Consider the following 26,635-nt stretch of genomic DNA (forward strand, 5'->3'; position numbering starts at 1 on the left):
AATACACAGGGTCCTTGCATGCACACTACCCCTCAACCTCGTCGAGCGGCGGCGGCAGCCTTCATTGGCACGACCATCGAGTTCTACGACTTCTACATCTATGCCACGGCGGCGGCGCTGGTGCTCGGGCAAGTGTTCTTTCCCAGCCACGACCCGGTGATGAGCACCCTGGCAGCGTTCGGCAGTTTCGCCGTCGGCTTCATCGCTCGCCCGATGGCCGGCATGGTTTTCGGTCATCTGGGTGATCGCCTCGGTCGCAAGAAAATGCTGCTGGTGACCATGGCGCTGATGGGGCTGGCCACCGCCGGCATCGGGATGTTGCCGAGCTACGCCAGTGCCGGCATCTGGGCACCGGTCGGTCTGATTGTGCTGCGTTTGATCCAGGGCATTTCAGTCGGTGGCGAGTGGGGCGGGGCGGTGCTGATGGCCAGCGAGCACGCGCCGGCCAAGCGCAAGACTTTCTATGCATCGTTCGCTCAACTCGGCAGCCCGGCCGGTTTACTGCTGGCGTTAATTGCCTTTCGTCTGGTGACTTCCCTTGAGCCAGAGGACTTCCTCGCCTGGGGCTGGCGTCTGCCGTTTCTCGCCAGCGGTGTGCTGATGATGGTCGGCCTGATGATCCGTTCCGGTGTCCACGAGTCGCCGGAGTTCGCCAAGGCCCGGGACAACAACGAGACTTCCAAGTACCCGGTGAAGGACGTGATCCGCACCTGCTGGCGGCAGATCCTGTTTGCTGCCGCCGCCGTGACCATCGGTTCGGCCGGGTTCTTCTTTACCAATACCTTCATGATCACCTACGTCACCCAGTATCAGGGCATCGCGCGCTCGACGATTCTCGATTGCTTGTTCCTGGTGACCGTCATTCAGCTGCTCTCGCAACCGCTCTCCGCGCTGCTGGCCGAGCGCATCGGCGAAGGCCGCTTCCTCAAACTGGTCGCGCTGCTGTGCATGGTCACGCCGTACCCGATGTTCATGCTGGTAGGCACACAGAACATTGTGCTGATGACCGTCGGCATCGCTCTGGCAGTGGTGATTCTCTCGGCGCTGTACGCAGTGATCGCCGGTTACATGACCCAGGCGTTCCCGGTGCACCTGCGCTACTCGGGCATTTCTATCGCCTACCAACTCAGCTGCGCGCTGGCCGGCGGTACGACGCCGCTGATCGGCACGCTGCTGGCGAGCAAGTTTTCCGGACAATGGTTGCCGTTGGCGGTGTTCTTCACCTTGCTCTCGGCCCTGTCCTTGATCGGTGTTTGCGGCCTGGCCCGTCTGCGCGCCAACCCGGTCGTCACCCACGCTGCTAAAGAGGTGTATTCGTGAGTAAACCTGAACACATCGGCCCGGTTGAATGGCAAGCCCGCTGCGAACTGGCTGCGCTGTATCGCCTGGTCGCGCACTTTCGCATGACCGACCTGATCGACACCCACATCACCTTGCGGATTCCTGGGCCGGAACACCATTTCCTGATCAACCGCTACGGGGTGATTTTTGACCGTATGCGCGCTTCGGACCTGGTGCGTATCGATCAGGACGGGCGAGTCGTCGATCCGGAATATGAAGGTCATCGGGTCAACGCCGCCGGCTTCGTCATTCACTCGGCGATCCATATGGCCCGCCCGGATCTCAACTGCGTGATCCATACCCACACAGCCGCCGGCATGGCGGTCGCCGCACAGAAGCACGGCTTGCTGCCGATCACTCAGCACGCGCTGAAGTTCTACGGCAAGTTGGCGTATCACACCTATGAAGGCATCGCGCTGTCGCTGGACGAGCGCGAGCGTTTGATTGCCGACCTGGGCCCGCACCGGGCGATGATCCTGCGCAATCATGGACTGTTGGTCGGTGGTTCCGGCGTGGCCCAGGCGTTCCAGGAGATTCACTTTCTGGAGCGTGCCTGTCAGGCGCAAATTGCGGCGTTGTCCGGTGGTTCGGCGTTGCATTACCCGTCTCCGGACGTCTGTGCACACACCGCCGAGCAGTTTGACCGCGATGAGCAGGACAACATCATCGACCTGGCCTGGGAGGCCGCCCTGACCCTGATCGAATCCCAGCGCGAGTCCTATCTGTCATGAACACCGTGGTTCTGCTGTCCCGCGACACCCTGCTGCTCAAGCAATTGCAGGCTGCATTTGCTCGCAGTGCGCCGCAACTCAAAGCAGTCCTGGCCGATGATCCGCAGGCGGCCAACGCGCAGATTGCCGCCTGCTGGTTTCCCTTGCCAGGCAGCCTCGCCGCGTTGCCGAACCTGCAAGTCATTCACTCGGTGGCCGCCGGCATCGATCACCTCGATCACGACCCGTTGTGCCCGGACTTGCCGATCTGCCGAGTGGTCGATCCCGGCCACCGCCAAGGCATGACCGAGTACGTACGCTGGGCGGCGATTCACTATCACCGCGGCTTCGATCAGGTGCTGTTGCAGCAACAGGACCAGCGCTGGGAGCGACCACTGCAACGCGCGGCGGGGCAGTTCAAGGTCGGGGTGATGGGGCTTGGGTCGTTGGGCAGCGCCATTGCCCAGGACCTGGCCGCCGCCGGTTACGACGTTCGTGGTTGGGCGCGCCGCAGCAAGGACTTGGCGGGCGTACAGACGTTCGCCGGTGCGGAAAAGCTGAACCCGTTTCTCGATGGATTGGAGTTGCTGATCAACCTGTTGCCGCTGACCAGCGAAACCCGCGGCATCCTCGGCAGCGCAACGTTCGAGCGGCTCGCCAATGGCGCCGCGCTGGTCAATTGTGGTCGCGGCGGTCATCTGAATATCGACGACCTTGAACAAGCCCTGGCCCGAGGAAAACTGCGCGGCGCTTTGCTGGATGTTTTCGAACAAGAACCGCTGCCGGTCGATCACCGTCTCTGGACGATGCCCGGCGTCACCATCACCCCGCACATGGCGTCCGCGGCCTCCCACGACTGTATCGCCGAACAAGTAGCAGAGAACTTTCGCCGTTTAAATAGCGGTGAACCGTTATTGAATTGTGCGGACCGAACACTCGGTTATTAATAAGAAAGCGCCTTGCAAACTCGCCCATTTAATTGGGCGATCTATAACAATAATCCCTCACTTCGAACGTTTTACTGCCAGTTAAAACAATTAAATATGAGTTCTTGATGAACTCCTGGAGACAGTAATGAGCGATCTATCGCCTGTAGAAAAGTCCGGCGCACCTCCGGAAGTTGCAGTCAGCATGAAAAAAGTGGCCGTGGCCAGTGTGATTGGCACCACGGTGGAATGGTACGACCTGTTTGTTTTCGCCACGGCTTCGGCGCTGGTGTTCAACAAAGTGTTCTTTCCGGATTTCGATCCGTTGATCGGTACATTACTGGCGTTCGGTACGTTTGCTTCGGCCTACCTGGCCCGGATTGTCGGCGCGGCACTGTTCGGTCATTTCGGTGACCGCCTGGGACGCAAGTCGATGTTGTTGGTTTCGCTGTTGACGATGGGGGCCGCTACTTTCGCCATCGGGTTATTACCCAATTACGCGGCCATTGGTATCTGGGCGCCGATCCTGTTGTTGCTGCTGAGGGTGATTCAAGGCCTGGCGTTGGGTGGCGAGTGGGGCGGTGCGGTGCTGATGGCGGTGGAACATGCACCCGCCAACAAACGCGGCTTGTACGGCTCGTGGGTACAGATCGGCGTTCCGGCCGGGACGATGATTGCCAACCTGGCCTTCCTGCTGATTGCCGCGTGGCTGTCCCCTGAAGACCTGTTGGCCTGGGGCTGGCGTATTCCGTTCCTGGCCAGCGTGCTGCTGATCGCCGTGGGCTTGTACATCCGCTTGAACATCTCTGAAACCCCGGCCTTCAACAAGGTCAAGGAAGCCGAGGTGCAGGTGAAAATGCCGCTGGCGGAAGTGTTTCGCAAGTACTGGAAACAAGTGGTGCTGGGCGGGATCGCCACCATGTCGACCGGGGCGTCGTTCAACATCATCGTTGCCTTCGGCCTGACGTACGGCACGCAGAATCTGGGGTTCAGCCGCAGCGTGATGCTCGGCGTGGTGTTGCTGTCCTGCGCCTGGTGCATCGTGATGTTGCCGGTGTTCGGCGCGCTGTCGGACCGTTACGGACGCAAGCCGATCATCGTTGCCGGCATCGTGGCCGAAGCGTTGGTCGCGTTCCCGATGTTCTGGTTGATGGACACCAAAGAGTTGCCCTGTGTGATCTTCGGCTACCTGCTGTTGATGACTGCCTTCGCGGCCAATTACGGGCCGATCGCGACCTTCCTCGCTGAACTGTTCGGCACTCGGGTGCGCTATTCCGGGTTGTCGATCAGCTACATGTTGTCCGGCCTGCTCGGCAGCGCCGCGACGCCCATCGTCACCACCGCACTACTGGCGGCGACCGGCAAAGGCTCTTCGGTGGCCTGGTACATGATCGGCGCCGCATTGATTTCGCTGGTGGCGTTGTTGTTGCTGACCGAGACCTTCAAGCGCGACATCAGTGAAGTCCCAGCAGCAGTGCCGGCCAACGAGCCAGCCCTCGGCAAACCTGTCAAATCGGCCGCCGCCTGATTAATGGAGTTCAACAACATGCGCAGAATTCAGTCAGCCCCAGGCTTCATCGGCCCGGTCGGCCCTTACTCCCAGGCAGTGGTCAGCGGTCATCTGGTGTTCACCGCCGGGCAGATTCCGGCCCAAAGCGGGCTCGATGACCAGCCCGCCAGTTTCACCGAACAAGTGCGACAAACCTTGCGCAATCTGGAGGCGATCCTGATTGAAGCCGGGTCCGATTTCAGCCACGTGATCAAGGTTAATGCGTACCTCACCGATCCCGCACAACTGGAGCCGTTCAACGCGGTGTATCGCGAGTTCCTCGGCCATGCGCCACCGGCACGCACCACCGTGTGTGTAGCGCTGTGGGGCGTGTCGCTGGAAATCGACTGTGTCGCCGAGTTGATTGCCAAGGAGGCGCAACATGGATGATTCGCAGCTGATCGAGCAGCTCAACACGGTGAGTTTTCCGACCCTCGGGCATTTTCTCGAGGAAGGCTTTGCCGATTCGCAACTGCGGGCCATGGTGCCCAATGTGAAACTGGTCGGCCGTGCGCTGACCCTGAAACTGGTGGGCGCCGATGCCATCGCGGTCAACCAGGCCCTGGCGCTCATCCGGCCCGGCGATGTGCTGGTGATCGACACCGACGGTGACTGGCAACACGCCCCGGTGGGCGCGGTCACCAGTTGCGCGGCGCGTTGCGCTGGTGCGGTGGGCATTGTGGTGGACGGGGCGGTGACCGACTTGCTCGAACTGCGCGAGACCGGCCTACCGGTCTTCGCCCGCGGCACCAGCCTGCTGACCACCAAGCTGCATGGCCGCGGCGACAGCCAGATCAATCAGCCGATTCACTGTGCCGGCGTCACGGTACATCCCGGGGATTTCGTGCTGGCGGACGACAACGGCGTGCTGTTTCTCGATCCGGCCACAGCGCAAAACGTCATCGAGCGCGCGCTGGCATCGGACCGGGCAGAACCGCAACTGCTGACCCGGTTAATGGCGGGCGAGCCGGTGTCCAGTGTCTTGAGTAACAAACTCTCCTAATGACCGGCAGCCAGTGCAAAAGCTGGCTGCTCAGGAACTTCAAAATCAATGAACAAACAACCGTTGGCACTTATTGCGATCGGCAGTGCGCTATTCAGTCCGTTAAGCATGGCGGACTTTATTAAAGACAGTAAAGCGACCCTCGGGATGCGTAACTATTACTTCAATAACGATAATCGCGATGGCGCCGCGAACCCTTCCAGAACCGAAGAATGGGCGCAGGGTTTCATGCTCAACTATCAGTCCGGATTCACCGAAGGCACCGTCGGTTTTGGTGTCGATGCGCTAGGGTTGCTAGGTATTCGCCTGGACAGCGGTGACGGTCGCCATGTCGGCAGTTCGATGATCCCCGACGATGGCAACGGCGCAGCCGAGCAATGGTCGCGTTTCGGTGCGACGGCGAAGATGCGCTTTGCCCAGACTGAAATGCGTTACGGCACGCTGACGCCGAAGTTACCGATTCTGCAGGCCAACGACGGCCGGCTGCTACCGCAGACATTCGAGGGTGGGCAGATCGTCTCCAATGACTTCGAGCACCTGACCCTCACCGGTGGTCATCTCGAACACGCCACGGGGCGCGGTTCCAGCGACAGCACCGGCCTGGCCGTGGCCAGCGGCACCCGGGAAAGCAACGCGTTCAATTTTGCCGGTGCCGATTACAAAGTCACCGATGCGCTTCTGGCGCAGTACTACTACGCCAACCTCGAAGACTATTACCAACAGCATTTCGCCGGTCTGGTTCACAATCTGACACTGGGGGATTTCGGCGCGCTGAAAACCGATCTGCGCTACTTCAAGACCTCCGCCGACGGTGCCAATGACTCGGCCTCCGGGCGGGCCAGCGGCTACCGCACCAGTGGCTTTACGCAGAACGGCGACGGCAAGATCGACAACAACACCTGGAGCCTGGCGTTCACCTGGAGCATCGGCGCTCACGCGTTGATGGCCGGTTATCAGCAGGTGTCCAGTGACAGCGGATTCGTGCAGCTCAACCAGGGTGGCTTACCGGACAAAGGTGCTGGAGGCGCAAGCGTCTACCTGCTGACCGACCGCTACATCCAGAACTTCACCCGCGCCGGTGAACGTACCGGTTTCGCCCAGTACAGCTACGATTTCGCCGCCCTTGGCGTGCCGGGGCTCAAGGCTTCGGCGATGTACCTCTCAGGCAGCGGCATTAAAACGGTGGCCGGACCTGAGCAAGAGGAATGGGAGCGGGACCTGAGCCTCGACTACGTGATCCAGAGCGGGCCGTTGAAAAACGTCGCACTGGGTTGGCGCAACGGCATGTCGCGCAGTGAAGCATCGCGCGATGCGGACCAGAACCGCCTGGTGGTCAGCTACAGTCTGCCGTTGTTCTGATCGGGCCACTCAGTCCAGCAAGCACTGTTGCAGGCTCTCGAGGAAGATCGTCTCGGCCCGGCTCATGCGCTGTTCGCGGTTCCACAGCAAATGAATGTCCACATCGGCAATCCCTTCGTGGGGCGGCAGGCGCCAGAGCAATCCGGCGTCGACGTCCGCCGCCACCACGTGCTCGGGCAAACAGCCGATCCCGTACCCGGCGATCACCAGTCGCCGGACTTCTTCCAGGCTCGGTGATGAGGCGACGATGCGTCCGCTGAAACCTTGCTGATCACGAAAAATCGTCAGCGGCGAGAGCATGCCGCCGATCTGGTCGCTGGTGAAACTGACAAAGTTCTCCCGCTGCAAATCCCCTTCGGCAACGTTCTGTTGGCCGAACAGTGCATGGTGTTTGCCGCAGAAAAACGCATAGCGTTGACGCAGGAACAGCCGTTGTTCCAGGCGCGGTTGCGGGCGACGATTGAGGCTCAGGCCGAGGGTCGCGGTTTTTTCCTGAAGGGCGCTGACGATGTCGGAACTACGCATCACGTCGACTTCCAGATCCACTCGCGGGTGCTGCCGATGAAAGTCCGCGAGGAAGTCATCGAAGCGCTCCGAAAAGATCCGGCTGATGATCAGCAAGCGAACCTTGCCGATCACTTCGTCGGCCGGTTGCTCCAGCACGCTGCTGACCTGGGACATCTGTCCGTAGATTTCCCCGGCCAGTTCGAAGATCTGCTCGCCGACTTCGGTCAGGGCAAACCGTGGCCCGCGCCGGGCGATCAGTTGTCGGCCCAGTTGCTCCTCCAGACGCTTCAGCGCCTGGCTCACCGCCGGTTGCGTCAGGTGCAGGCGGGCGGCGGCGCGGCTGATGCTCAGCTCCTGACCGATCACCCGGAAGGTGCGCAGCAGGTTCCAGTCCAGACGGTCATTGAGCAGGCGTTGTACATCGCGTTCGGCCATGGCGGCTCTCGATTATAAGCTGGCGTAATAGTCCGCATAATAAATAGAAAATTGACTAATCATAGCCCCAGGACGATAAATCATCTCCAGACAGGCGCCGTCAGAGCGCCTTGATTTAGCCGTTTCACTCCTGCCAAAAAAATAACCAAAGGAGCCTGACCATGAAGCCTAACGCTTCGCCCCAGCCTCGCCGTGCTGCGGCTGCCGCATTCATCGGCACCATGATCGAGTGGTACGACTTTTACATCTACGCGACCGCCGCCGCGCTGGTATTCGGCGCGCTGTTCTTCCCCTCCGACGACAAACTGTTCAGCACCATGGCCGCCTTCGGCACCTTCGCCGTGGGCTTCTTTGCGCGGCCGTTGGGCGGGATTATCTTCGGCCATATCGGCGACCGCATCGGCCGCAAAAAGTCGCTGATCATCACGTTGCTGATGATGGGCGTGGTCACGGTCTGCATCGGCTTGCTGCCGACCTACGCACAAATCGGCGCAGCGGCACCGGTGCTGCTGATTCTGCTGCGCATCGTCCAGGGCATCGCCGTCGGTGGCGAGTGGGGCGGGGCGGTGTTGATGGCCGGCGAGCATGCGCCGAAAGGTCGACGCAATTTCTTCGCGTCCTTTGCGCAGCTGGGCAGCCCGGCCGGTTTGATCCTGTCGTTGCTAGCCTTCAGCGCAGTCACCCGTTTGCCGGAAGAAGACCTGATGAGCTGGGGCTGGCGCCTGCCGTTCCTCGCCAGTTCGTTGTTGCTGCTGGTGGGCCTGGCGATTCGCCTGGGCGTGAATGAGTCGCCGGAGTTTCTCGCCAGCCGCGAACTGGCCCGCAAAAGCACACGCAAGGAGCAGGCACCGGTCATGGAAGTGCTGCGCACTGCGTGGCGCCCGTTGCTGCTGTGCATCGGCGCCAACACCCTTGGGATTGCCGGGGTGTATTTCACCAACACCTTCATGATCGCCTACACCACCCAGCAACTCGAACTGCCGCGCTCGCTGATCCTTGAGTGCCTGTTTGTGGTGGCGATCATTCAGTTCTGCATTCAACCGCTGGCCGCGTGGGTCGCCGAGAAAATGGGCGCCACCCGATTCCTGTGCCTGGTGTCGTTGCTGGCGATGGCCTCGCCGTACCCGATGTTCGTGCTGGTCAGCTCGGCCCAGGCGCCGCTGATCATCCTCGGCATCGCCCTGGCGGTGGTGTGCATGGCGTCGTTCTACGCGGTGATCGCCGGTTACGTCAGCGGCATGTTCGAGACCCGTGTGCGCTACACCGCGATTTCGTTGGCCTATCAGATTTGTGGCGCCGTAGCCGGTGGCCTGACGCCGCTGATCGGCACCTTGCTGGCGCATAAGTTCGCCGGTCAATGGTGGCCGATGGCGGTGTTCTACAGCCTGATTGCCGCGACTTCGCTGATCTGTGTCCTGTCCCTTGCCCGTCGCCATGCCAGCGCTGAACGCCTCGAAATGGCCAACGCTTAATTAACGTATTCCCTGGAGTAACGCATGTTGAAAATTAATGGTGAACGCCTCTGGGCGAGTCTGATGGACATGGCCGAAATCGGCGCCACCGCACGTGGCGGTAGCTGCCGCCTGGCCCTGAGCGATGAAGACAAGGCCGGCCGCGAACTGTTTTCCCAGTGGTGCCGCGAAGCCGGCATGACCCTGAGCGTGGATGCCATCGGCAACCTGTTCGCCCGCCGCGCCGGCACCGACCCCGATGCCGCGCCCGTGATGATGGGCAGTCACCTCGACACCCAGCCTGAAGGCGGGCGTTTCGATGGCGTCTACGGCGTACTCGCCGGCCTGGAAGTGGTCCGTTGCCTGAATGACCTCGGCATCCAGACCCGCAAGCCGCTGGAAGTGGCGGTCTGGACCAACGAAGAAGGCGCACGCTTCACCCCGGCGATGTTCGGCTCGGCGGTGTTCACCGGGATCATGCAACTGGACGCGGCGCTGGCGGTGCGTGACATCGACGGCATCAGCGTTGCCGAGGCGTTGCAACGCACCGGTTACGCCGGCCAGCGTCCATTGGGCGATGCGGTGGATGCGTACTTTGAAGCGCACATTGAGCAAGGTCCGATCCTCGAAGACAACGCCAAAAGCATCGGCGTGGTCAGCGGCGGCCAGGCGATTCGCTGGCTCGACGTGCGGGTCGAAGGCATGGCCGCACACGCCGGCACCACGCCGATGCCGCTGCGCAAAGACGCCTTGTATGGCGTGGCGCGGATGATCCAGGCCATCGAAAGTCTGGCTACCGATTTCGCCCCTGAAGGCCTGACCACTGTCGGCGAGTTGAGCATCAACAAGTCTTCGCGCAACACCATTCCGGGCTTGGTGAATTTCACCGTCGACCTGCGTCATCACCGCGACGAAGCGATTGAGGCGATGGAGCAGCAGGTCCGTGAGCGGCTTCAGGCGATTGCCGATAGCCGAGGCTTGAACCTGACGATTACGCCTCACTGGATCAGCCCGGCAACACCGTTCGATGCCGATTGCGTGGCGGCGGTGCAACAGGCGGTGGACGCGCTGGGCTACGCTCAGCAATCGATTGTCAGCGGCGCCGGGCATGATGCGATTCATCTGGCGCGGTACTGCCCAACGGCGATGGTGTTCATTCCTTGTGTGGGCGGTTTGAGTCATAACGAAGCCGAGGATGTGGTGCCCGAAGACGTGCGTCAGGGCACCGATGTGTTGCTTAACGCCGTGCTGGCCCGCGCCGGTAAAGTCGAATAAGGAGAGCCCGATGCGCAGTTTTTTCCACCCCGAACAGTTGCTTCACCATCCGCGCAGTTACTACTCCCGTGGGCAGATGCGCACGCCGCAGGAAGTGCCGGAGCGCGCTCAGCGGTTGGTGCAAGCGTCTCGTTCATTGGGCTTTACGGTTGAGCAACCGGTCGATGCCGGGCTCGATCCGCTGCTGGCGGTCCACGGCGCGCCGTACCTGGCGTTCTTGCAGGAAGCACATCAGCGCTGGAAAGAGATCCCCGAGGATTGGGGCGACGAGGTGATGTCGAACATCTTCGTGCGCGAGCCCAATGCCTTGCGCGGGATTCTCGCCCAGGCCGCGCGCTATCTGGCGGACGGCAGTTGCCCGGTGGGCGAGCAGACCTGGCGTTCGGCCTATTGGTCGGCGCAAAGCGCGATCGCCGGGGCTCAGGCGTTACTCGATGGCGAGTCGGCTGCGTATGCCTTGTGTCGTCCTCCGGGGCACCATGCCCGGGCCGAAGCGGCGGGCGGGTTTTGCTATGTGAACAATGCGGCGGTGGCAGCGCAGGTTCTGCGGGGCGGGTTTGCGCGCGTCGCGGTGCTCGACACCGATATGCACCACGGTCAGGGAATTCAGGAGATTTTCTACGACCGCGATGACGTGCTCTACGTCTCGGTGCATGGCGATCCGACCAACTTCTATCCGGGGGTTGCCGGGTTTGCTGATGAGCGGGGTGTCGGGAAGGGCGAGGGCTTCAACCTCAACTTGCCGATGGCGCATGGCGCCAGTGAGGTGGACTTCCTGGGTCAATTGGACGTGGCATTGGAGGTGGTGAAAGACTTCGGCGCCGAGGTGCTGGTGTTGTCCTTGGGGTTCGATATTTTCGAGCTGGATCCGCAGAGCAAGGTGGCGGTCACCCGTGAAGGATTTGCGCTGCTGGGCGAGCGGATTCGCAGCCTTGGGTTACCGTGTTTGATTGTGCAGGAGGGCGGGTATCACCTGGAGAGTCTGGAGGATAATGCGCGGGCGTTTTTTGTGAATGCCGAGGTGTGGCAGCTCTGAATCTGATGTTGCCGGATAGATCGCTATCGCGAGCAAGCTCGCTCCCACAATGGGACTGAGTTGAACAGAATATTTGTGTTCAACACCGGCCACTGTGGGAGCGAGCTTGCTCGCGATGAACGATAACGCAGTCCCCCGGATGAAACACAAGCGCCGTAAGGCACTTGCCATCGCCCTGACGTTAACGTAAAGATTGCGGCAGGGCGCTGATCTTAAAAAAGCGCAGGGCGGACCGATCCGGAGCGCTTGATGACGCTAATAAAAACAACTCCTCCCAAGCTGCACCGCGAAGCCCGGCTGGCCCGGGAAAAACTCCATCTCGAGGGCGAAGTCCCGGATGGCGTGCTGCGGGCGGAAATCGATGCGTCGTGGCGGCGTAGCCTGAGCCATGGCGTACATTTCAATGCCAAGCACGAGCTGGCGCTGGAATCGAGCGCGAGCCTCGACGTGCTGTTGGCGAGCAATCGGCTGCTGATCGACGCGGCATTGCCGGCCATCGATTACCTGGCCGAGCGTCAGGGCAAGGAAGGGCTGATCATCCTCGCCAATTCCGACGCCACCATCCTCGCTGTCGAAGGCCGCGCCGATCGCCTCAAGGGCAGCGGCCTGCAAGACATCACCCTCGGCGCCTGCTGGAGCGAAGCCGCTCGCGGCACCAACGCGTTGGGCACTGCACTGGTGGAAGCCCGGCCAACGATGATCGATTGCGGCGAACATTACCTCGATCGTCTGACCGATTTCTCCTGCACCTCGGTGCCCATCTATTGCCCCCAAGGCGACATCCTCGGCGTACTCGACCTGACCCGCGAAGGCCCGCTCGGTCGCGTTCACGACAGCACCGCGTTGCTGGCGATGGCCGTCAGCCAGATCGAAAGCCGGGTGTTCAACGCCAGTTATCCGGACGAGATCGTCCTTGCCTTCCACAGCCGTCGGCAGTACCTCGAATCCCCTTGGCAAGGCCTGTTGGCGGTGAGCCTTGGCGGGCAGATTCTCGCGGTCAGCGCCCAGGCCTGTCAGTTGCTTCACGCCGAACGCTCGGCGCTGGTCGGTCGACGCTGTGAAGAGTTTCTGGGCGTCGATGGCCTGCAACTTCTGTCGCGTCTGCATCAGGGCGGAGTCGGCAGTTTGCAAACGGCCAAAGGCGAGTTCTTCTACAAAACCCTGCGTGCGCCGCAGCGTTTGATCAATGTCAGTACGCCGCCACGCAGCACAGCGAAAACCGCCAAAGCACAACCGGATCTGGAATCCCTGGCCGGCAGCAATGTCCGTTATGCCCGAGCCTTGCGCATGGCCCGTCAAGGCCTGGCCAACGAGCTGCCGGTGTTGCTGCTGGGTGAAACCGGCACCGGTAAGGAAGTCATCGCCCGCGCCCTGCACATGGCCGGCACCCGCTGCGACAAACCCTTCGTCGCGGTGAACTGCGCGGCGATCCCCGAAGGCCTGATCGAGTCGGAATTGTTCGGCTACCGCGAAGGCGCGTTCACCGGCTCACGCCGCGGCGGCATGATCGGTCGGCTGCAACAGGCCCATGGCGGCACCTTGTTTCTCGATGAAATCGGCGACATGCCGCTGGCCTTGCAGGCCCGTCTGTTGCGGGTGTTGCAGGACCGCAAAGTGGCACCGCTGGGCGCCGGTGAAGAGCAAGACATCGACGTCGCATTGATCTGCGCCACGCACCGTGACCTCAAGCGACTGGTCGAAGAAAAACACTTCCGTGAGGACCTGTTTTATCGGGTCAACGGCATCAGCGTGATGCTCCCGGCCTTGCGCGAGCGTGAGGATTTCAGCGGTCTGGTCGCTCGTCTGCTGGCCAAGCTGGATGCGCCGACGATGGTCCTGCATGACGATTTGAACCGTTTGCTCGGCGGCTATCACTGGCCGGGCAATATCCGCCAACTGGAAATGGTTTTACGAACGGCGCTGGCCATGCGTGAGCCGGGGGACACCGTACTCACCCTCGACCACTTGCCCGACAGCATGCTCGACGAGTTGACCGCCACCGAACGCCCTCAGGCCGGCAGCATTCGCGAAAATGAACTGGAGCTGATTCGCCAATCTCTGGACACTCATCAGGGCAACGTCTCGGCCGCCGCCGACGCCTTGGGCATCAGCCGCGCGACCTTGTATCGCAAGCTCAAACAGTTGCGCTCGTGATGCAGCGCCTGATCGTTCGGCTGATCGACAGCCAGAACCCCGAAGCCCTGCAAGCGGCATTGCGCTGGCTCTACAGCTTCGTGCGGCCGCACCGTCTGGCGATTGCCGGGCTGCTCGGGTTATCGGTCTGCGCCTCGTTGCTGGTGTTGGTCCAGCCTTGGCTGACCAAATTACTGATCGACGATGGTTTGCTCGCACGCAACTTCCCCATGCTGGTGCTGATCGCCGGGCTGATGATCGTGGCCGGGCTGCTCGGAACGGGGCTGTCGGGGATCAACCGTTATCTGCACACGCGACTGTCCGGGCGGATTCTGTTTGCCCTGCGCGATGACCTTTATCGACATCTGCAAACGCTTTCGCCGAGTTTCTACGGACAGCGCCGAATCGGCGACTTGATGTCGCGCCTCGATGGCGACGTCGCAGAGATCCAGCGCTTTGCTGTGGACTCCCTGTTCTCCGCGGTGTCGAGCGTGATCGGCCTGGTCTGCGCCGTGGCGATGCTGCTGACCCTGTCGTGGAAACTCTCGTTGCTGGCGCTGGTGCTGATTCCCCTCGACGTGATCTGGTTGCGCTGGATGCGGCGCAAGGTCGAGCGCGATGTGCGGCAATTGCGCGAGCGTTCGGCGGACATGTCCTCGTTCATGGTCGAGACCTTGCCGGTGATGAAATTCATCCAGTCTGCCGGCCAGCAACAGCGCGAATCGCGGCGCCTGGAGACACTGGGCCAAGGCTACATGAGCCAGTTACTGCGCCTGCAAGTCACCGAGTTTTTCACTCAGGCGGTGCCGGGCACACTGACGTCTCTGTCCCGTGCCTGCGCGTTCCTGATCGGCGGATATTGGGTGGTGCAGGGGACCTGGCAACTGGGCGCGCTGATCGCGTTTTCCACCTATCTGGGCATGGCCGTCGGGCCGGTGCAGAGCCTGCTCGGGCTCTATGTCGCGGTCCAACGAATGACCGTCAGCCTCGGGCGCGTCATGGAGTTGCGCGGCGAAGAGCCGACCGTTCTCACCCCGGTCACGCCGCAGCCGATGCCGACTTCCGGCGAGCTGCGTTTCGACGATGTGCACTTCAGCCATCCCGGTCGCCCAACGACCCTGCGCGGGATCGAAGCGCGAATTCCCTACGGTTTGAAAGTCGCCCTGAGTGGCGGCTCTGGCGTCGGTAAATCGACCCTGATCGACCTGCTGCAACGGCACCACGATCCGCAGTCGGGCCGGGTGTTGCTGGGAGAGGTCGATCTGCGTGAACTGGACCTGTTCCAGTTGCGTCGGCGGATTGCCGTGGTCAGTCAGGACATCGTGCTGTTTCGCGGCAGCCTCGCCGACAACCTGGCCTACGCGGTGCCGGACGCCAGCCGTGAAGCGATTGCCGAAGTCGCACGGCTGGCGCAACTCGATAGCCTGATCGAGTCATTGCCCGAAGGCCTCGACAGTCCGTTGGGCGAACGCGGTCAGCAGTTGTCCGGCGGGCAGAAACAGCGCATCGCCATCGCCCGGGCGCTGTTGCAGGATCCATTGATTCTTGTGCTGGATGAAGCGACTTCGGCAGTGGATGAAGCCACCGAACGCGAAGTCATTGAAGCCATCGATCGACTGTTTGCCGGGCGTACGCGGATCCTCATCAGCCACCGTCCTTCAACCTTGGCCGATGCCGATTTGCGCTTTGAATTGCTCGACGGCGTACTCACTTCAAAAACGGTGCTGCATGAAGCCTGAGCTGCGGATTGGCGTGGTGGACAGCGGTCACTCGGCGGCACAGCGGGTGCAAGTGGTCGCCGGGCGGCGCTTCTCGTTGCTAGCGGATGGCCTGACCGAAAGCGACTTGCGTGACGATCCGCTGGGCCACGGCAGCGCGGTGGTCGAGGCCATCGGTCGGCGGGCGCCTTCGGCGGTATTTTGCGTGGCTCAGGTGTTCGACCAGCGTGGAGTCACCAGCGCTTTGCAGATCGCCACGGCGATTGATTGGCTGGTGGCGCAAGACGTTCGGCTGATCAATTTGAGCCTCGGTCTGCGTCAGGATCGCAGCCTGTTGCGTGAAGCCTGTGCCGCGGCGGTAGCGCGAGGGGTTTTGCTCTGTGCGTCCAGTCCGGCGCAGGGCGAGGGCGTGTTTCCGGCGAATTATCCACAGGTGCTGCGAGTCACCGGTGATGCGCGTTGTGCCGAACAGGAATGGTCGTGGCTCAACAGCACTCAAGCGGATTTCGCCGCGTGTGTGCATGGCACCTATCCGGGGCAGTCCGGCGCCAGTCTCGGCTGTGCGGCGTTGAGCGGGCACATTGCGGGTTTCCTGGTGGCACATCCCGATGCGAGCAACGAACACATCATCGAATGGCTTCGGGAGAATGCCCGTTATCGCGGCCCTGAACGGCGCGTCGGACCATGATTTTGATTCTTGGCGCAGGGCCTGCGGGAGCGGCGGTTGCCTTGGGTTTGCGTCGGCTCGGTTACCCGGTGACGCTGGTCAGCGAATGGCGGCGGTTTGCGGCGCTGGAAGGCGTTTCCATTCGGGTGCTGGAGGCCTTGCGTAGCGCGGGGCTTCATCAGGCGCTGGCGGATGCAGCGCTGCCGTCCCAACGACAGGTGTCATGGAACGGCCAGCAGCATGCGCAAAACATCGAATTTTTACTGGATCGCCCGAGCTTTGATCGAGGCTTGCGCGAGGATCTGCGCCTGGCTGGTGTTGAGCTGATCGAAGGCCGAGTGCTGACCGTTCAGGCATCGGCTTCGGGGCATCGGATCGAGGTCGAAGGGCGCGAGGCGCTGCTGGCGGATTTTCTGGTTGAGGCGCGGGGGCGTCAGGCACCGGCGCTTGGCAAAGGCCTGCGCGGGCAGGAGACGGTCAGCCTGCTCAATCGCTGGCAAGGCACGCCGGGCAGCACCGCCAGTGCGGTGGAAAGTCTTGAGGACGGCTGGGCCTGGATGGCTCGGCGAGCCGACGGTCAGTGTTACTGGCAATGGACCGTGGACGTGGCCAGTGCTGAATTGCCGGGCAAGGCGCAGTTGCTCGATTACTGTCGTGAGCGACGTCAGGGTTCGGCGTTGGCGCGGGCGTTTTTCGGTGCCGGGCCGGAAATTGACCTGCAACTGCATGCTCGCAGCAGCACCGCGATTTTGTGCCCGCAGGTGTGTGGCGATAACTGGATTCGGGTAGGGGATGCGGCGATGGCGGTGGATCCGCTGTCGGGCAACGGGATTTTTCAGTCATTGTCCTCGGCGTTACAGGCGCCGACGGTGATTAACACGTTGTTGCGTAAACCCGAGCGAGCGGCGTTGGCTCAGCGCTTTCATCAGCAACGGGTGGAGCAGTTGTTTTTGCGTTTTGCGCGAATCGGGCGGGATTTTTATGCCGATGAGCAGCGTTGGTTGCAGCAGCCATTCTGGCTTGCGCGGCGACAGTGGCCGGATGCTGAGGTGGCGCATGCCGAGGCGGATTTTTCCTCGCTGAGGATTGAGCGCGCGCCGGTGTTGAAAGAGGGTTTTGTGGATGAGGCCGAGGTGGTGATTACGGCGGATCAGCCGCTGGGGATCTGGCATGTGCAAGGGGTTGAGCTGGCGCCGTTGGTGCGGCGGTTGGGCAGCGAACCTGCGGATCAGGTGTTGGACGGCTTGACGGTGGAGCAGGGGCGGGTGGTCCGGGGTTGGTTACTGTCGCAAGGCTTCAAACCCTAACCGATCGTTCCCACGCTCTGCGTGGGAATGCATCCCGTGACGCTCTGCGTCACCTCCAGAAGCGGAACGCGGAGCGTCCGTGGCGGCATTCCCACGCAGAGCGTGGGAACGATCAGCGTGTCATAGTTTGATCAACACCGACTTCAACTCGGTGTAATGCTCAATCGCCGCATACCCCATCTCACGCCCAACCCCCGACATCTTGTACCCACCAAACGGCAACGCCGGGTCCAGCGCGCTGTGGCAGTTGACCCACACCGAACCCGACTTGATCCGCGGAATCATCCGGTGCACCGCCGCCAGATCGTTCGACCAGATACTCGCCCCAAGCCCATACGGACTGTCATTGGCCATGCGCAACGCATCAGCTTCATCATCGAACGGAATCGCCACCAGCACCGGCCCGAAGATCTCCTCCTGCACCAGCGAGTGCTTCTGATCGACATCCACAATCACCGTCGGTTTAACGAAGAACCCCGGCCCGAACTGCTCGCCACCGCAAGCGATGGTCGCACCACTTTCCCGTCCTTTTTCGATGTACCCGTAAACCCGTTCCTGCTGACGCGCGGAGATCAGCGGCCCCATCTCGACACTTGGGTCCAGGCCGTTACCCAGTTTCATGGCATTGGCGATGTCGGCGATGTCCGCCACCACATTGTCGAAATGCTTACGCTGCACATACAGCCTGGAGCCTGCGCAGCACACCTGACCCTGGTTGAAGAAAATCGCGCTGGCGGCACCGGCTGCGGCGCTCTTCAGGTCGGCGTCGGCCATGACGATGGTTGGCGATTTGCCGCCCAGTTCCAGGGTCACCCGGGTCATGGAATCCATGGCGATCTTGCCGATCTGCTTGCCCACGGCGGTGGAGCCGGTGAAGGTCAGCTTGTCCACCAGCGGATTGTGGGTCAGGGCGGAACCAGCAGTGATGCCGGTGCCGGTGACCACGTTGAACACGCCTTCGGGGTAACCGGCTTCCAGCACCAGCTCGGCGAGTTTCAGCGCGGTCAGCGGGGTTTCGTCGGCGGGTTTGAGCACCACGGTGCAACCGGTGGCCAGGGCCGGGCCGAGTTTCCAGCAGGCCAGCAGCAACGGGAAGTTCCAGGCGACGATGGCGCCGACCACGCCCACCGCTTCGCGGCGGATGAAACTGTGGAATTGATCGTTGGGCATCAACGGCAATGACACTTCAACGCTGGAGCCTTCGATCTTGGTCGCCCAACCGGCCATGTAGCGCAGGAAGTCGATGGACAGTTGCACGTCCATCACCTGGGCCACCACCGCACTTTTGCCGTTGTTCAGGCATTCCAGTTGCGCCAGCAGTTCGGCGTCGCGCTCCATCAGGTCGGCGAGTTTCCACAGCAGGTTCTGCCGCTCCCGAGGCCGGGTGCGGGTCCAGGCGGAATCATCAAAGGCCTGACGGGCGGCGAGCACGGCGCGGTCGACATCCTCAGGTGTGGCCCGTGGCACGACGCACAGCACTTCGCCGGTGGCCGGGTTGTGCAGGGGCATGGTCTGGCCGTCGGCGGCCTCGACCCGGTCGCCGCCGATGAGCATGCGCGGGGCGCGCTGGATGAACGCCGAGGTGGCGGGAAGCAAATAAGGGAGGGGCATGACGAAACCTCTTGTTGTTCGTGAGAACAAGGCTTTCGCAATGGCTGTGCCAAGTGCCCGAAAAGGCAGGACCGTCCTTTGTCGGCGAGGTTTTTGGTCAATCGGGGGAATCGCGAACGCTGTGAGATTGTTGCAAATTGCGACAGCTATGAGACGACGAGCAACCGGGTTGCGACCTTGAGGTACCCATTATTGAGGACTAGAATTTTCAGGACCGGTGGGTGAAGTGACGGACCGTTCATCCGGCAATACATCTGGCGTGAGGGAGGTAACGATGTTCCTTTCAACCCTGGAAATTCAAAACATCATTGAACACAGTTTTCTGCCCTCCGTGTGCACCTGCACCATGGCGGCGGACCAGTCCCTGACGATTCGGGTCTGCGACTGCATGACCGGCAAAGTGGATATAGTGGCCACCCACGTTCCCCTGTGGACACTGGACAGTCCCCATGCGATCGCGTCGCTGGTGGCCGACATGCAGCACGAGATCGACGTACACAAAAGCGTTCCCCCCACCTATGACATCTGAACCGGCGTCACGCCGCACCGTGGGAAATCGGTGCGGCCCGCGCCGATTATTCAGGCTGCAAACTTAAGGGAAATTTCTTCGAACGTGTTGCCATCCACGGCAGCCAACAGCTTTCTGTCGTCCTTGAGTGTCGCCAGAAAGGTCACTTCGGTTTCCTTGCCAGCCAGCATGAACCCGGCGATTGCGCCGATGGGCCCCAACAGCATGGCCCCGGCCACGCCAAAGCCGATGGCATCCTTGATGTTGTTGATCGAATCCTCGTTGGCCACTTCCACGCTCTTGAATGATGAGAGCGGAAGGGTAATGCCGGGCCATGGGTGAAGCGACGTTCTGAGGGTGAAAACGCCGTCTCTGTACTCTCCATCACCCTGCAGAAAGTCCCCCGCCAGGACAGTGATGCTTGCCATTTTTTTATCCCCTGGTGGCAATCGGTGAACGACCATTTCGCGCTTGCAGGGGGGCGGCGTCAATCGCCGGCCGATGAGCTGTTCCGGTCTGGCCATCTATGCTTGTCTCAGAGTGCAACAACTGTCGCGATATTAGACGCTGGCGATCTCGTTCAGCGATGGCGAAAAGCAGTAATCTTCACACAACATCTTGATTTAAAAGGTAATCGGCAAGCTGGCACGCTCCGTGTATTGCTCATCGCAGACGTTTCTCTTGCCTCCGTCAGCGGTGCGCCGCCGACGGCAGAAACCATAAAAACGATAAGCCACAAAAATAAGAAAGCACCGTGCGAGGTTCGACGTTGATGAAGAGAAAACTCCGATCAGGCCTGAGTGCCAGTCTGCTGGCCGTGGCCGCTTGTGTGGCGCTGCATTCGCCTTACAGCCTGGCAGCCCGCGACGCTCAGACCATCCTCAAGGAAACCTGTCAGGGCTGTCATACCCCCGAAGCCGATAACGCCCTGAGCCGCATCAGCCACCAGCGCAAAACCCCTGAAGGCTGGCTGATGAGCATCGCCCGCATGCAAACCATGCACGGTTTGCAGATCAGCGATGACGACCGCCGCACCTTGGTCAAATACCTGGCCGACACCCAAGGCCTGGCCCCAAGCGAGACCGATGGCGTACGTTATGCGCTGGAGCGTCGACTCAATACCGTCGAGAAATTCGACGACCAGACCAGCCAGATGTGCGGCCGCTGCCACTCCGGTGCGCGGGTCGCCCTGCAACGCCGTCCCGCTCAGGAATGGGAGCGTCTGGTGAACTTCCACCTCGGCCAATGGCCGTCCCTGGAATACCAGGCGCTGTCTCGCGACCGCGACTGGTTCGACCTTGCTCGAAAAGACATGGTGCCGCTGCTGGCCAAGCGTTATCCGCTGGACAACCCGGCCTGGAAAAAATGGCTGAGCACCGCGCCAAAAGCCGAAACACTGGTGGGCGACTGGAGCTTCAGCGGCCACTTGCCGGGCAAGGGTGGATTGGCCGGCGTGATGAGCGTCACGGCCGATGGCAGTGACACGTTCAAGGTCAGCGTCAAAGGCCAATACGCCGATGGCAGCCCGTTCAACGGCGATGGCAGTGCGATTCTTTATACCGGCTACGAATGGCGCGGCAACGTGACCATCGACGGCGTGACCATGCGCCAGGTGTTCACCGCCCAGGGCAACGCGATGCAGGGTCGGATGTTCGAGGCCGAGCACGATGAGAGGGGGCTGGACTTCGTCGCCGCCAAGCAGGGCAGTAGTCGTTTGCTGGCGGTGCAGCCGGGTTACCTGAAGGCTGGCGCTGAAACGGAAGTCACCCTTGTCGGCAGCGGTCTCACCGGCAAACCGAACTTCGGCAAAGGCGTGGAAGTGGTCGAAGTCATCGAGCAAAGCCCGGGTCGGATCAAGGTCAAACTCAAGGCCGCCGCCAATGCCCAACCGGGTCTGCGCAATGTCACTGTCGGCACGCTGAAAGGCCCGACCCTGTCGGTCTACAGCAAAATCGCCGAAGTCAAAGTCGTGCCCGAGTTCTCGGTAGCGCGGATCGGCGAGGGCGGTGGTTCGACGCCGAAAGTGCAGGGTCGTTTTGATGCCGAAGCCTGGGGCAAGGGCGCCGACGGCAAGCCATATCGTATCGGCGTGTTCCCGGCGCAGTGGTCGGTCGAAGCCTTCGACGACCGCGCCAAGGAAGACGAGGACGTCAAGTTCGCCGGCACCATGCAGGCTGACAGCGGCGTGTTCACACCGGGCGATGCCGGGCCGAACCCGCAGCGCAAAATGTCTACCAACAATGCCGGCAACCTCAAGGTGATCGCCGCCGTCGACGATGCAGGGAAATCCCTGACCGGCGAAGGCCACATGATCGTCACCGTGCAACGCTGGAACAATCCACCCATTCCATGAGTTGGCTGACCGTTAACCGTTTCAGACATCTTTTCGGAATGACCGCAGGCCCCGTCAAACGGGGTTTGCACAGGAGGTTGCAATGGGCGCTATTTTGAATCTGGTTGAGCGGAATCTGCACGAAGTGCACGTCGATGCCGACCGCATGCTGTTTCACATTCCCAGCAGTTCGCTGTTCGCCAGCGATGAGCTGACCGGCACCATCATCGATACCTTGCGCGGTCCGGGCTGTTCGTCGGACGACCTGATCCAGCGCCTGGCCGCACGCTTCAACGGTGAAGAAATCACCGAGACCCTGCGCGAGCTGATGGCCCTGGAACTGGTCAGCGACGGCTCGCCGCTGACCCCCGACATCGGCACCAAACGGGTCGAGCGCACGGCGATCAATACCGTGGTGCTCAACGTCAACACCGGCTGCAATCTGAGCTGCACCTACTGCTACAAGGAAGACCTGGACAAGCCGTCGGCCGGCAAAAAAATGGACGTCGAAACCGCGGTCGCCTCGGTGGAAATGCTGCTGCGCGAATCCCCGGACGAAGAGCGTTTCACCGTGGTGTTTTTTGGTGGTGAGCCGCTGAGCAATCGCAAGCTGATCGAGTACATGGTCGATTATTGCGAGAAGCGTTTCCGTGAGGCCGGCAAGTTCGTCGAGTTCGTCATGACCACCAACGCGACGCTGCTCACCGAAGAGACCGTGGACTACCTCAACGCCCACCGTTTCGGCCTGTCAGTCAGTATCGACGGACCGAAAACCGTGCACGATCGCAACCGCATCACCGTGGGCGGGCAGGGCACTTACGACGTGGTGCGGCGCAAGGCTGAAATGCTGCTGTCGCGCTACAACAGTCGTCCGGTCGGTGCCCGCGTGACCCTGACCACCGGCGTCACCGACGTCGAAACCATCTGGGATCACCTGTTCAACGAACTGGGTTTTGCCGAGGTTGGCTTTGCCCCGGTGACCTCCGGCGACATCAGCACCTTCAACCTGTCCAGCGACGAGCTGATCGAAGTCTTCGCCAACATGAAGAAACTCGGCCGACGTTATCTGGAAGCGGCGTTGGAACACCGCAACATCGGTTTCTCCAACCTGCACCAGCTGATCACCGACATCCACGAAGGCCACAAAAAAGCCCTGCCATGCGGCGCGGGCCTGAAGATGCTGGCGGTGGATCACAAGGGCGAATTGAATCTGTGCCACCGTTTTACCGGCTCATCGTTGCCGACGTTCGGCAACGTCCACAGCGGTGTGAAGCAGGTCGAGTTGAACGACTTCCTGTCCCAACGCCTCGACCGTACCAACACCGGTTGCGAGGACTGCCAGATCCGCAATCTCTGCTCCGGCGGCTGCTACCACGAGAGCTATGCCCGTTACGGCGACCCGACCCACCCGACCTATCACTACTGCGAACTGATGCGTGACTGGGTCGACTTCGGCATCGAGGTCTACACCCGGATCATGGCCCACAACCCTGCGTTTATCAGCAGCTACATCACTCCGCGCAAGGCTCACTGATATGAAACATCTCAAGGCAATCAATAACAAAGCGCTGAAACTGGATGAGGCCGCGGCCGAAAACCGCATCGAAGAAGTGGTGGCGATGAGTTCCGTCGCCGGCTGCGCCTCGACCACCGACCCGGGCTGGGAAATCGACGCCTTTGGCGGTGTGTCGTCGCTGTGCCAGCCGATGGAAGCGGACCTTTACGGTTGTTCCGACCCTTGCTGGTGGCCGGCCCAGGTGCCCGACATGATGAGCACCTACCCGGACTGGAACAAGGATGCCCAGGCGTCCAACGACAACTGGCGCAACCTTGGCACTGTCTTCCCTAAAGACAAGTGATCGAACAGAGAAGAAGGATTCCAGCATGCCTAGCATCAAAGCCTGCGGCCTGGCCGCGTTCGCCGTCCTGAGCGCCTGTTCGCTCACCGTTCTGGCCGATGAAAACACCGCTCTCGAAACCGGTCACGAGTACATGGTGACCACCAATTACCCGAACAACCTGCATGTCATCGACCTGGCCACCGACACCTTGTTCAAGACCTGCAAGATGCCGGATGCCTTCGGTCCCGGCACCGTTCAGTTGTCGCCGGACCGCAAGACCGCTTACGTGCTGAACAACCACTACGCGGATGTCTACGGCGTTGAACTCGACAGCTGCAAGCAGGTGTTCCACGCCAGCATCGCCCAGAAACCGGGGGAGAAAGCGCGGTCCATGTTCGCCTTTACCCTTAGCCACGACGGCAAGGAATTGTTCACCATTGCCAACCCGACGTTGATGCTCAACGACCGCTACGAAGTGCAGCAACCGCGGCTCGATGTGTACGCCACCGACGCCGGCATGAACGCCAAACCCGTGCGCAGTTTTCCGGCACCACGGCAATTGACGATCATGCAGAGTGGTGACGACGGCACGCTGTATGTGGCCGGGGCGGATGTCTACAAGGTCGATGTGAAGACCGGCAAGTTCGACGTGCTGATCCCCAGCCGCCACTGGAAGCGCCCGAACTACAGTGCGCCGGATGTGCTCTACGTGTGGAACCAGCAGACTTATCGCCATGACTTGTCGCTGCTCTACACCGCGGCGAAATTCAAGGACAAGAAGCAGGATCCAGCGACCGCCGAGTACCTCTACGGGCTGTTCAGCATCGACTTGAAAACCGGTAAGACCGAAACCACCGACTTCGGTCCTCTGACGGAAATCTACTTCAGCGGCATGCGTTCGCCGAAGGATCCGAACCTGATGTTCGGCGTGCTCAACCGTTTGGCGAAGTACGACCTCAAGGAGAAGAAAATGCTCCAGGCGGCGACGCTGGATCATTCCTACTACTGCATTTCGTTCAACAAGGACGGCAGCAAGATTTACCTGGCCGGGACGTTTAATGATGTGGCGATCTTTGATCCCGAGAGCATGAAGCAGATTGGCAGCATCAAGTTGCCGGGTGGGGATATGGCGATCACGACGGCGCAGGTTTTTGTCCGGTAATCGCTTCGCCTGTGCGGACGCCATCGCGGGCAAGCCCGCTGCCACATTTAACTGCATTCTTTCTGAAAGAACTCGGTCGAATGTGGGAGCGGGCTTGCCCGCGAAGAGGCCCTCAAGATCACCGAATCATCAAGCCCCAGGCACCGGACAACTCAAATCCCCCTCCTGGCACTTCAAATAATTCTTGAAAGTCTCAACCCGCGCCTTGGTCAATTCAGTCACACAGCTGCTGTAGACCAGCGGATACACACTCCCGCCTTCCACCCCGGCGCTCGAGAACTTGCACTCGGCATCCCGAAACGCAATCCACGAACGCTGCGCCCCGATCAGCAGCTTTTTGCTTTCCGGGTTGCTCTTCAAGCGCTCGTTGATCTGCTGGTAAAGCGCATTCAACTCCTTGTCCGCCGCCTTGTGCTGCTGCGCCGCGCACTGATTCATCGTGGCCTGATCGGCGGCGTTGTCGCAGTCCACCGCATAAGCAGCGGTAGTGAACAGCAGAGGCGTCAGAGCCAGAAGAAAGCGTGGGTGCATGGGGATTCTCGCTTTGACGTGGAAGTTGGGGGGCAGTGTAGCGCTACGTATTGGCCTGGCTATGCCTGCCATTCAGGGTGACTTTCGACCGACTCATATTTGAGCCATGGCACATCATGTGATGTCCAGATATGCGCTTGCGGCGTCACTTTCGGGTCATCGTCCAAAGTCGCCACACGAACAATGACGTGGGGTTGGGCCAAGCGCTCAGCCATCAAGTGTGAACCGCAGACCGAACAGAAATACCGAAGCTTGCCCGGCGACGATTCGTAGCTATTCAGATGGTCCTGACCTTTGGTCCAGCGAAAATGTTGGCGCATGACCCCGGCTGTCGAGGCGAATGCCGCCGCGTGTGCCTTGCGACAGGTTTGGCAGTGACAATGACTGATGGGCACGTCGAGGCTATCGACTTCGTATTCGATGGCTTTACACAAACAGCTGCCATGCAGGCTATTCATCGCGTGCTCCTGATTGCGTGAGGGTGCCGCAGGCCAAGCCCAGCAGGGCTCCGCGATAACGCTCCGTAAGTGAAAGCTGCATGAATCGTCCTTGTCTGAGTCAATTTCGTTTTTAACGTTAGCAGTTTCGGTCTACTCGTTTTGTTTTCAAACCAGCAGTTACACTTGGAAATGCAGCGGAATATTTCGTACAGGGTTGATTGCGATACCCGATTGATACAACTTTAGGGTTGGTCTTGTGGTCTTACAGGCCTACTGTTCAGTACAGGAGGTGACTTATGAATCCAGCATCAGATCGCATAGAAAGGAAGATCCTGCTCAAAACTCCGCGCTCGCAGGTCTGGCGTGTGCTGGCCAATGCCGAAGCCTTCGGACAGTGGTTTGGCGTGGCGCTGGAGGGCAAGCGTTTTGTCGCCGGTGAATGGACCCAGGGGCAGATTACGTACCCGGGTTATGAACACTTGCTGTGGAACGTACTGGTGGAGCGGGTCGAGCCGGAACGGGTGTTTTCGTTTCGCTGGCACCCTTATGCCGTGGAGCCAGAGGTCGATTACTCCCAAGAACCCACCACTTTGGTGAAGTTCGAGCTCGAAGACATGGATGAAGGCACGTTGCTCAAGGTCACCGAGTCCGGTTTCGATCACGTCCCTCAAACGCGGCGGCTCAAGGCGTTCCGCATGGACAGCCGCGGTTGGGATGAACAGATGAACAACATCGAAGAATTTCTCAAAGACACTGCCAAGAAACGCGAGCGTCAGGAAGAGTGATCGCTTGA

25 protein-coding genes are annotated in these 26,635 nt (G+C 60.8%); 20 read left to right on the forward strand and 5 right to left on the reverse strand.

Going from position 1 to position 26,635, the window contains the following annotated elements; all coding sequences use genetic code 11:
- The first annotated feature begins 18 nt into the window (after nt 1-18).
- The 7 genes from ACMXYI_RS15530 to ACMXYI_RS15560 all read left to right on the forward strand — a co-directional run bounded on the left by ACMXYI_RS15530 (nt 19) and on the right by ACMXYI_RS15560 (nt 6,888).
- Nucleotides 19-1,320, forward strand: a complete 1,302-nt coding sequence (locus tag ACMXYI_RS15530; protein ID WP_415767979.1) for an MFS transporter — start codon at nt 19-21, stop codon at nt 1,318-1,320.
- Complete coding sequence (locus ACMXYI_RS15535; protein ID WP_415767980.1) at nt 1,317-2,072, forward strand: class II aldolase/adducin family protein; 756 nt, start codon at nt 1,317-1,319, stop codon at nt 2,070-2,072. Before ACMXYI_RS15530 ends, ACMXYI_RS15535 begins: the two co-directional genes overlap by 4 nt.
- Nucleotides 2,069-2,998 (forward strand): 2-hydroxyacid dehydrogenase, encoded by a 930-nt coding sequence (locus ACMXYI_RS15540; protein WP_415767981.1) that lies wholly within the window; start codon nt 2,069-2,071, stop codon nt 2,996-2,998. The genes ACMXYI_RS15535 and ACMXYI_RS15540 overlap by 4 nt, the downstream gene beginning before the upstream one ends.
- A gap of 127 nt (nt 2,999-3,125) precedes the next feature.
- On the forward strand, nt 3,126-4,505 hold the full coding sequence (locus ACMXYI_RS15545) for an MFS transporter (protein WP_415767982.1): 1,380 nt from the start codon (nt 3,126-3,128) through the stop codon (nt 4,503-4,505).
- 18 nt (nt 4,506-4,523) lie between these two features.
- Nucleotides 4,524-4,916, forward strand: coding sequence for a RidA family protein (locus ACMXYI_RS15550; protein ID WP_415767983.1), 393 nt, complete (start codon nt 4,524-4,526; stop codon nt 4,914-4,916).
- The gene (locus ACMXYI_RS15555; RefSeq protein WP_415767984.1) at nt 4,909-5,529 is read left to right on the forward strand and encodes an RraA family protein; all 621 of its coding nucleotides are present in this window, start codon (nt 4,909-4,911) and stop codon (nt 5,527-5,529) included. The genes ACMXYI_RS15550 and ACMXYI_RS15555 overlap by 8 nt, the downstream gene beginning before the upstream one ends.
- A 48-nt stretch (nt 5,530-5,577) precedes the next feature.
- Entirely contained in the window at nt 5,578-6,888 is a 1,311-nt protein-coding gene (locus ACMXYI_RS15560) for an OprD family porin (RefSeq protein WP_415767985.1), read from the forward strand.
- Nucleotides 6,889-6,897: 9 nt separating this feature from the next.
- Here the strand turns inward: ACMXYI_RS15560 and ACMXYI_RS15565 are convergent, their stop codons facing one another.
- Nucleotides 6,898-7,830, reverse strand: coding sequence for a LysR family transcriptional regulator (locus ACMXYI_RS15565; protein ID WP_033061190.1), 933 nt, complete (start codon nt 7,828-7,830; stop codon nt 6,898-6,900).
- Nucleotides 7,831-7,991: 161 nt separating this feature from the next.
- Between ACMXYI_RS15565 and ACMXYI_RS15570 the strand changes: the two genes are divergently transcribed.
- From ACMXYI_RS15570 to qhpG, 7 genes are all read left to right on the forward strand, one after another.
- Entirely contained in the window at nt 7,992-9,302 is a 1,311-nt protein-coding gene (locus ACMXYI_RS15570; protein ID WP_415767986.1) for an MFS transporter, read from the forward strand.
- 24 nt (nt 9,303-9,326) lie between these two features.
- Nucleotides 9,327-10,556: a Zn-dependent hydrolase gene (locus ACMXYI_RS15575; protein ID WP_415767988.1), complete on the forward strand. Its 1,230-nt coding sequence runs from the start codon at nt 9,327-9,329 to the stop codon at nt 10,554-10,556.
- A 10-nt stretch (nt 10,557-10,566) separates the two neighbouring features.
- Nucleotides 10,567-11,592, forward strand: coding sequence for a histone deacetylase family protein (locus ACMXYI_RS15580; RefSeq protein WP_415767989.1), 1,026 nt, complete (start codon nt 10,567-10,569; stop codon nt 11,590-11,592).
- Nucleotides 11,593-11,841: 249 nt separating this feature from the next.
- Nucleotides 11,842-13,746, forward strand: a complete 1,905-nt coding sequence (locus ACMXYI_RS15585; protein ID WP_415767990.1) for a sigma-54-dependent Fis family transcriptional regulator — start codon at nt 11,842-11,844, stop codon at nt 13,744-13,746.
- On the forward strand, nt 13,746-15,464 hold the full coding sequence (locus ACMXYI_RS15590) for an ABC transporter ATP-binding protein (RefSeq protein ID WP_415767991.1): 1,719 nt from the start codon (nt 13,746-13,748) through the stop codon (nt 15,462-15,464). Before ACMXYI_RS15585 ends, ACMXYI_RS15590 begins: the two co-directional genes overlap by 1 nt.
- Nucleotides 15,454-16,131 (forward strand): subtilisin-like serine protease QhpE, encoded by a 678-nt coding sequence (qhpE, locus tag ACMXYI_RS15595; protein ID WP_415767992.1) that lies wholly within the window; start codon nt 15,454-15,456, stop codon nt 16,129-16,131. The genes ACMXYI_RS15590 and qhpE overlap by 11 nt, the downstream gene beginning before the upstream one ends.
- Entirely contained in the window at nt 16,128-17,417 is a 1,290-nt protein-coding gene (gene qhpG / locus ACMXYI_RS15600) for a flavin-dependent monooxygenase QhpG (RefSeq protein WP_415767993.1), read from the forward strand. Before qhpE ends, qhpG begins: the two co-directional genes overlap by 4 nt.
- A 120-nt stretch (nt 17,418-17,537) precedes the next feature.
- On the opposite strand, the gene ACMXYI_RS15605 is transcribed toward qhpG, so the two are convergent.
- Nucleotides 17,538-19,028, reverse strand: a complete 1,491-nt coding sequence (locus ACMXYI_RS15605) for an aldehyde dehydrogenase family protein (protein ID WP_415767994.1) — start codon at nt 19,026-19,028, stop codon at nt 17,538-17,540.
- A gap of 274 nt (nt 19,029-19,302) precedes the next feature.
- Here ACMXYI_RS15605 and ACMXYI_RS15610 point away from each other — a divergent pair, with 274 nt between their 5' ends.
- Entirely contained in the window at nt 19,303-19,557 is a 255-nt protein-coding gene (locus ACMXYI_RS15610; RefSeq protein ID WP_046048402.1) for a DUF1652 domain-containing protein, read from the forward strand.
- 50 nt (nt 19,558-19,607) lie between these two features.
- On the opposite strand, the gene ACMXYI_RS15615 is transcribed toward ACMXYI_RS15610, so the two are convergent.
- Nucleotides 19,608-19,964, reverse strand: a complete 357-nt coding sequence (locus ACMXYI_RS15615; RefSeq protein WP_415767996.1) for a hypothetical protein — start codon at nt 19,962-19,964, stop codon at nt 19,608-19,610.
- Between the two features lie 344 nt (nt 19,965-20,308).
- On the opposite strand from ACMXYI_RS15615, the gene peaA reads away from it, so the two are divergent.
- The 4 genes from peaA (at nt 20,309) to peaD (ending at nt 24,871) form a co-directional block, all read left to right on the forward strand.
- The gene (gene peaA, locus ACMXYI_RS15620; RefSeq protein ID WP_415767997.1) at nt 20,309-21,889 is read left to right on the forward strand and encodes a quinohemoprotein amine dehydrogenase subunit alpha; all 1,581 of its coding nucleotides are present in this window, start codon (nt 20,309-20,311) and stop codon (nt 21,887-21,889) included.
- 82 nt (nt 21,890-21,971) lie between these two features.
- Nucleotides 21,972-23,402: a quinohemoprotein amine dehydrogenase maturation protein gene (gene peaB / locus ACMXYI_RS15625; RefSeq protein WP_076028106.1), complete on the forward strand. Its 1,431-nt coding sequence runs from the start codon at nt 21,972-21,974 to the stop codon at nt 23,400-23,402.
- A gap of 1 nt (nt 23,403) precedes the next feature.
- Complete coding sequence (gene qhpC, locus ACMXYI_RS15630) at nt 23,404-23,727, forward strand: quinohemoprotein amine dehydrogenase subunit gamma (RefSeq protein ID WP_008027961.1); 324 nt, start codon at nt 23,404-23,406, stop codon at nt 23,725-23,727.
- Between the two features lie 25 nt (nt 23,728-23,752).
- On the forward strand, nt 23,753-24,871 hold the full coding sequence (gene peaD / locus ACMXYI_RS15635; RefSeq protein WP_415767999.1) for a quinohemoprotein amine dehydrogenase subunit beta: 1,119 nt from the start codon (nt 23,753-23,755) through the stop codon (nt 24,869-24,871).
- A gap of 129 nt (nt 24,872-25,000) precedes the next feature.
- Here peaD and ACMXYI_RS15640 read toward each other — a convergent pair whose 3' ends face one another.
- Entirely contained in the window at nt 25,001-25,402 is a 402-nt protein-coding gene (locus ACMXYI_RS15640; RefSeq protein WP_415768000.1) for a lysozyme inhibitor LprI family protein, read from the reverse strand.
- 59 nt (nt 25,403-25,461) lie between these two features.
- A complete protein-coding gene (locus tag ACMXYI_RS15645) occupies nt 25,462-25,860 on the reverse strand; it encodes a GFA family protein (protein WP_415768001.1) in 399 nt (132 codons plus the stop codon).
- A gap of 278 nt (nt 25,861-26,138) precedes the next feature.
- Between ACMXYI_RS15645 and ACMXYI_RS15650 the strand changes: the two genes are divergently transcribed.
- Nucleotides 26,139-26,627 (forward strand): SRPBCC family protein, encoded by a 489-nt coding sequence (locus ACMXYI_RS15650; protein WP_415768002.1) that lies wholly within the window; start codon nt 26,139-26,141, stop codon nt 26,625-26,627.
- The last annotated feature ends 8 nt before the right edge of the window (nt 26,628-26,635 follow it).

It is taken from the genome of Pseudomonas lyxosi, from assembly GCF_047758685.1.
Classification (GTDB): domain Bacteria; phylum Pseudomonadota; class Gammaproteobacteria; order Pseudomonadales; family Pseudomonadaceae; genus Aquipseudomonas; species Aquipseudomonas lyxosi.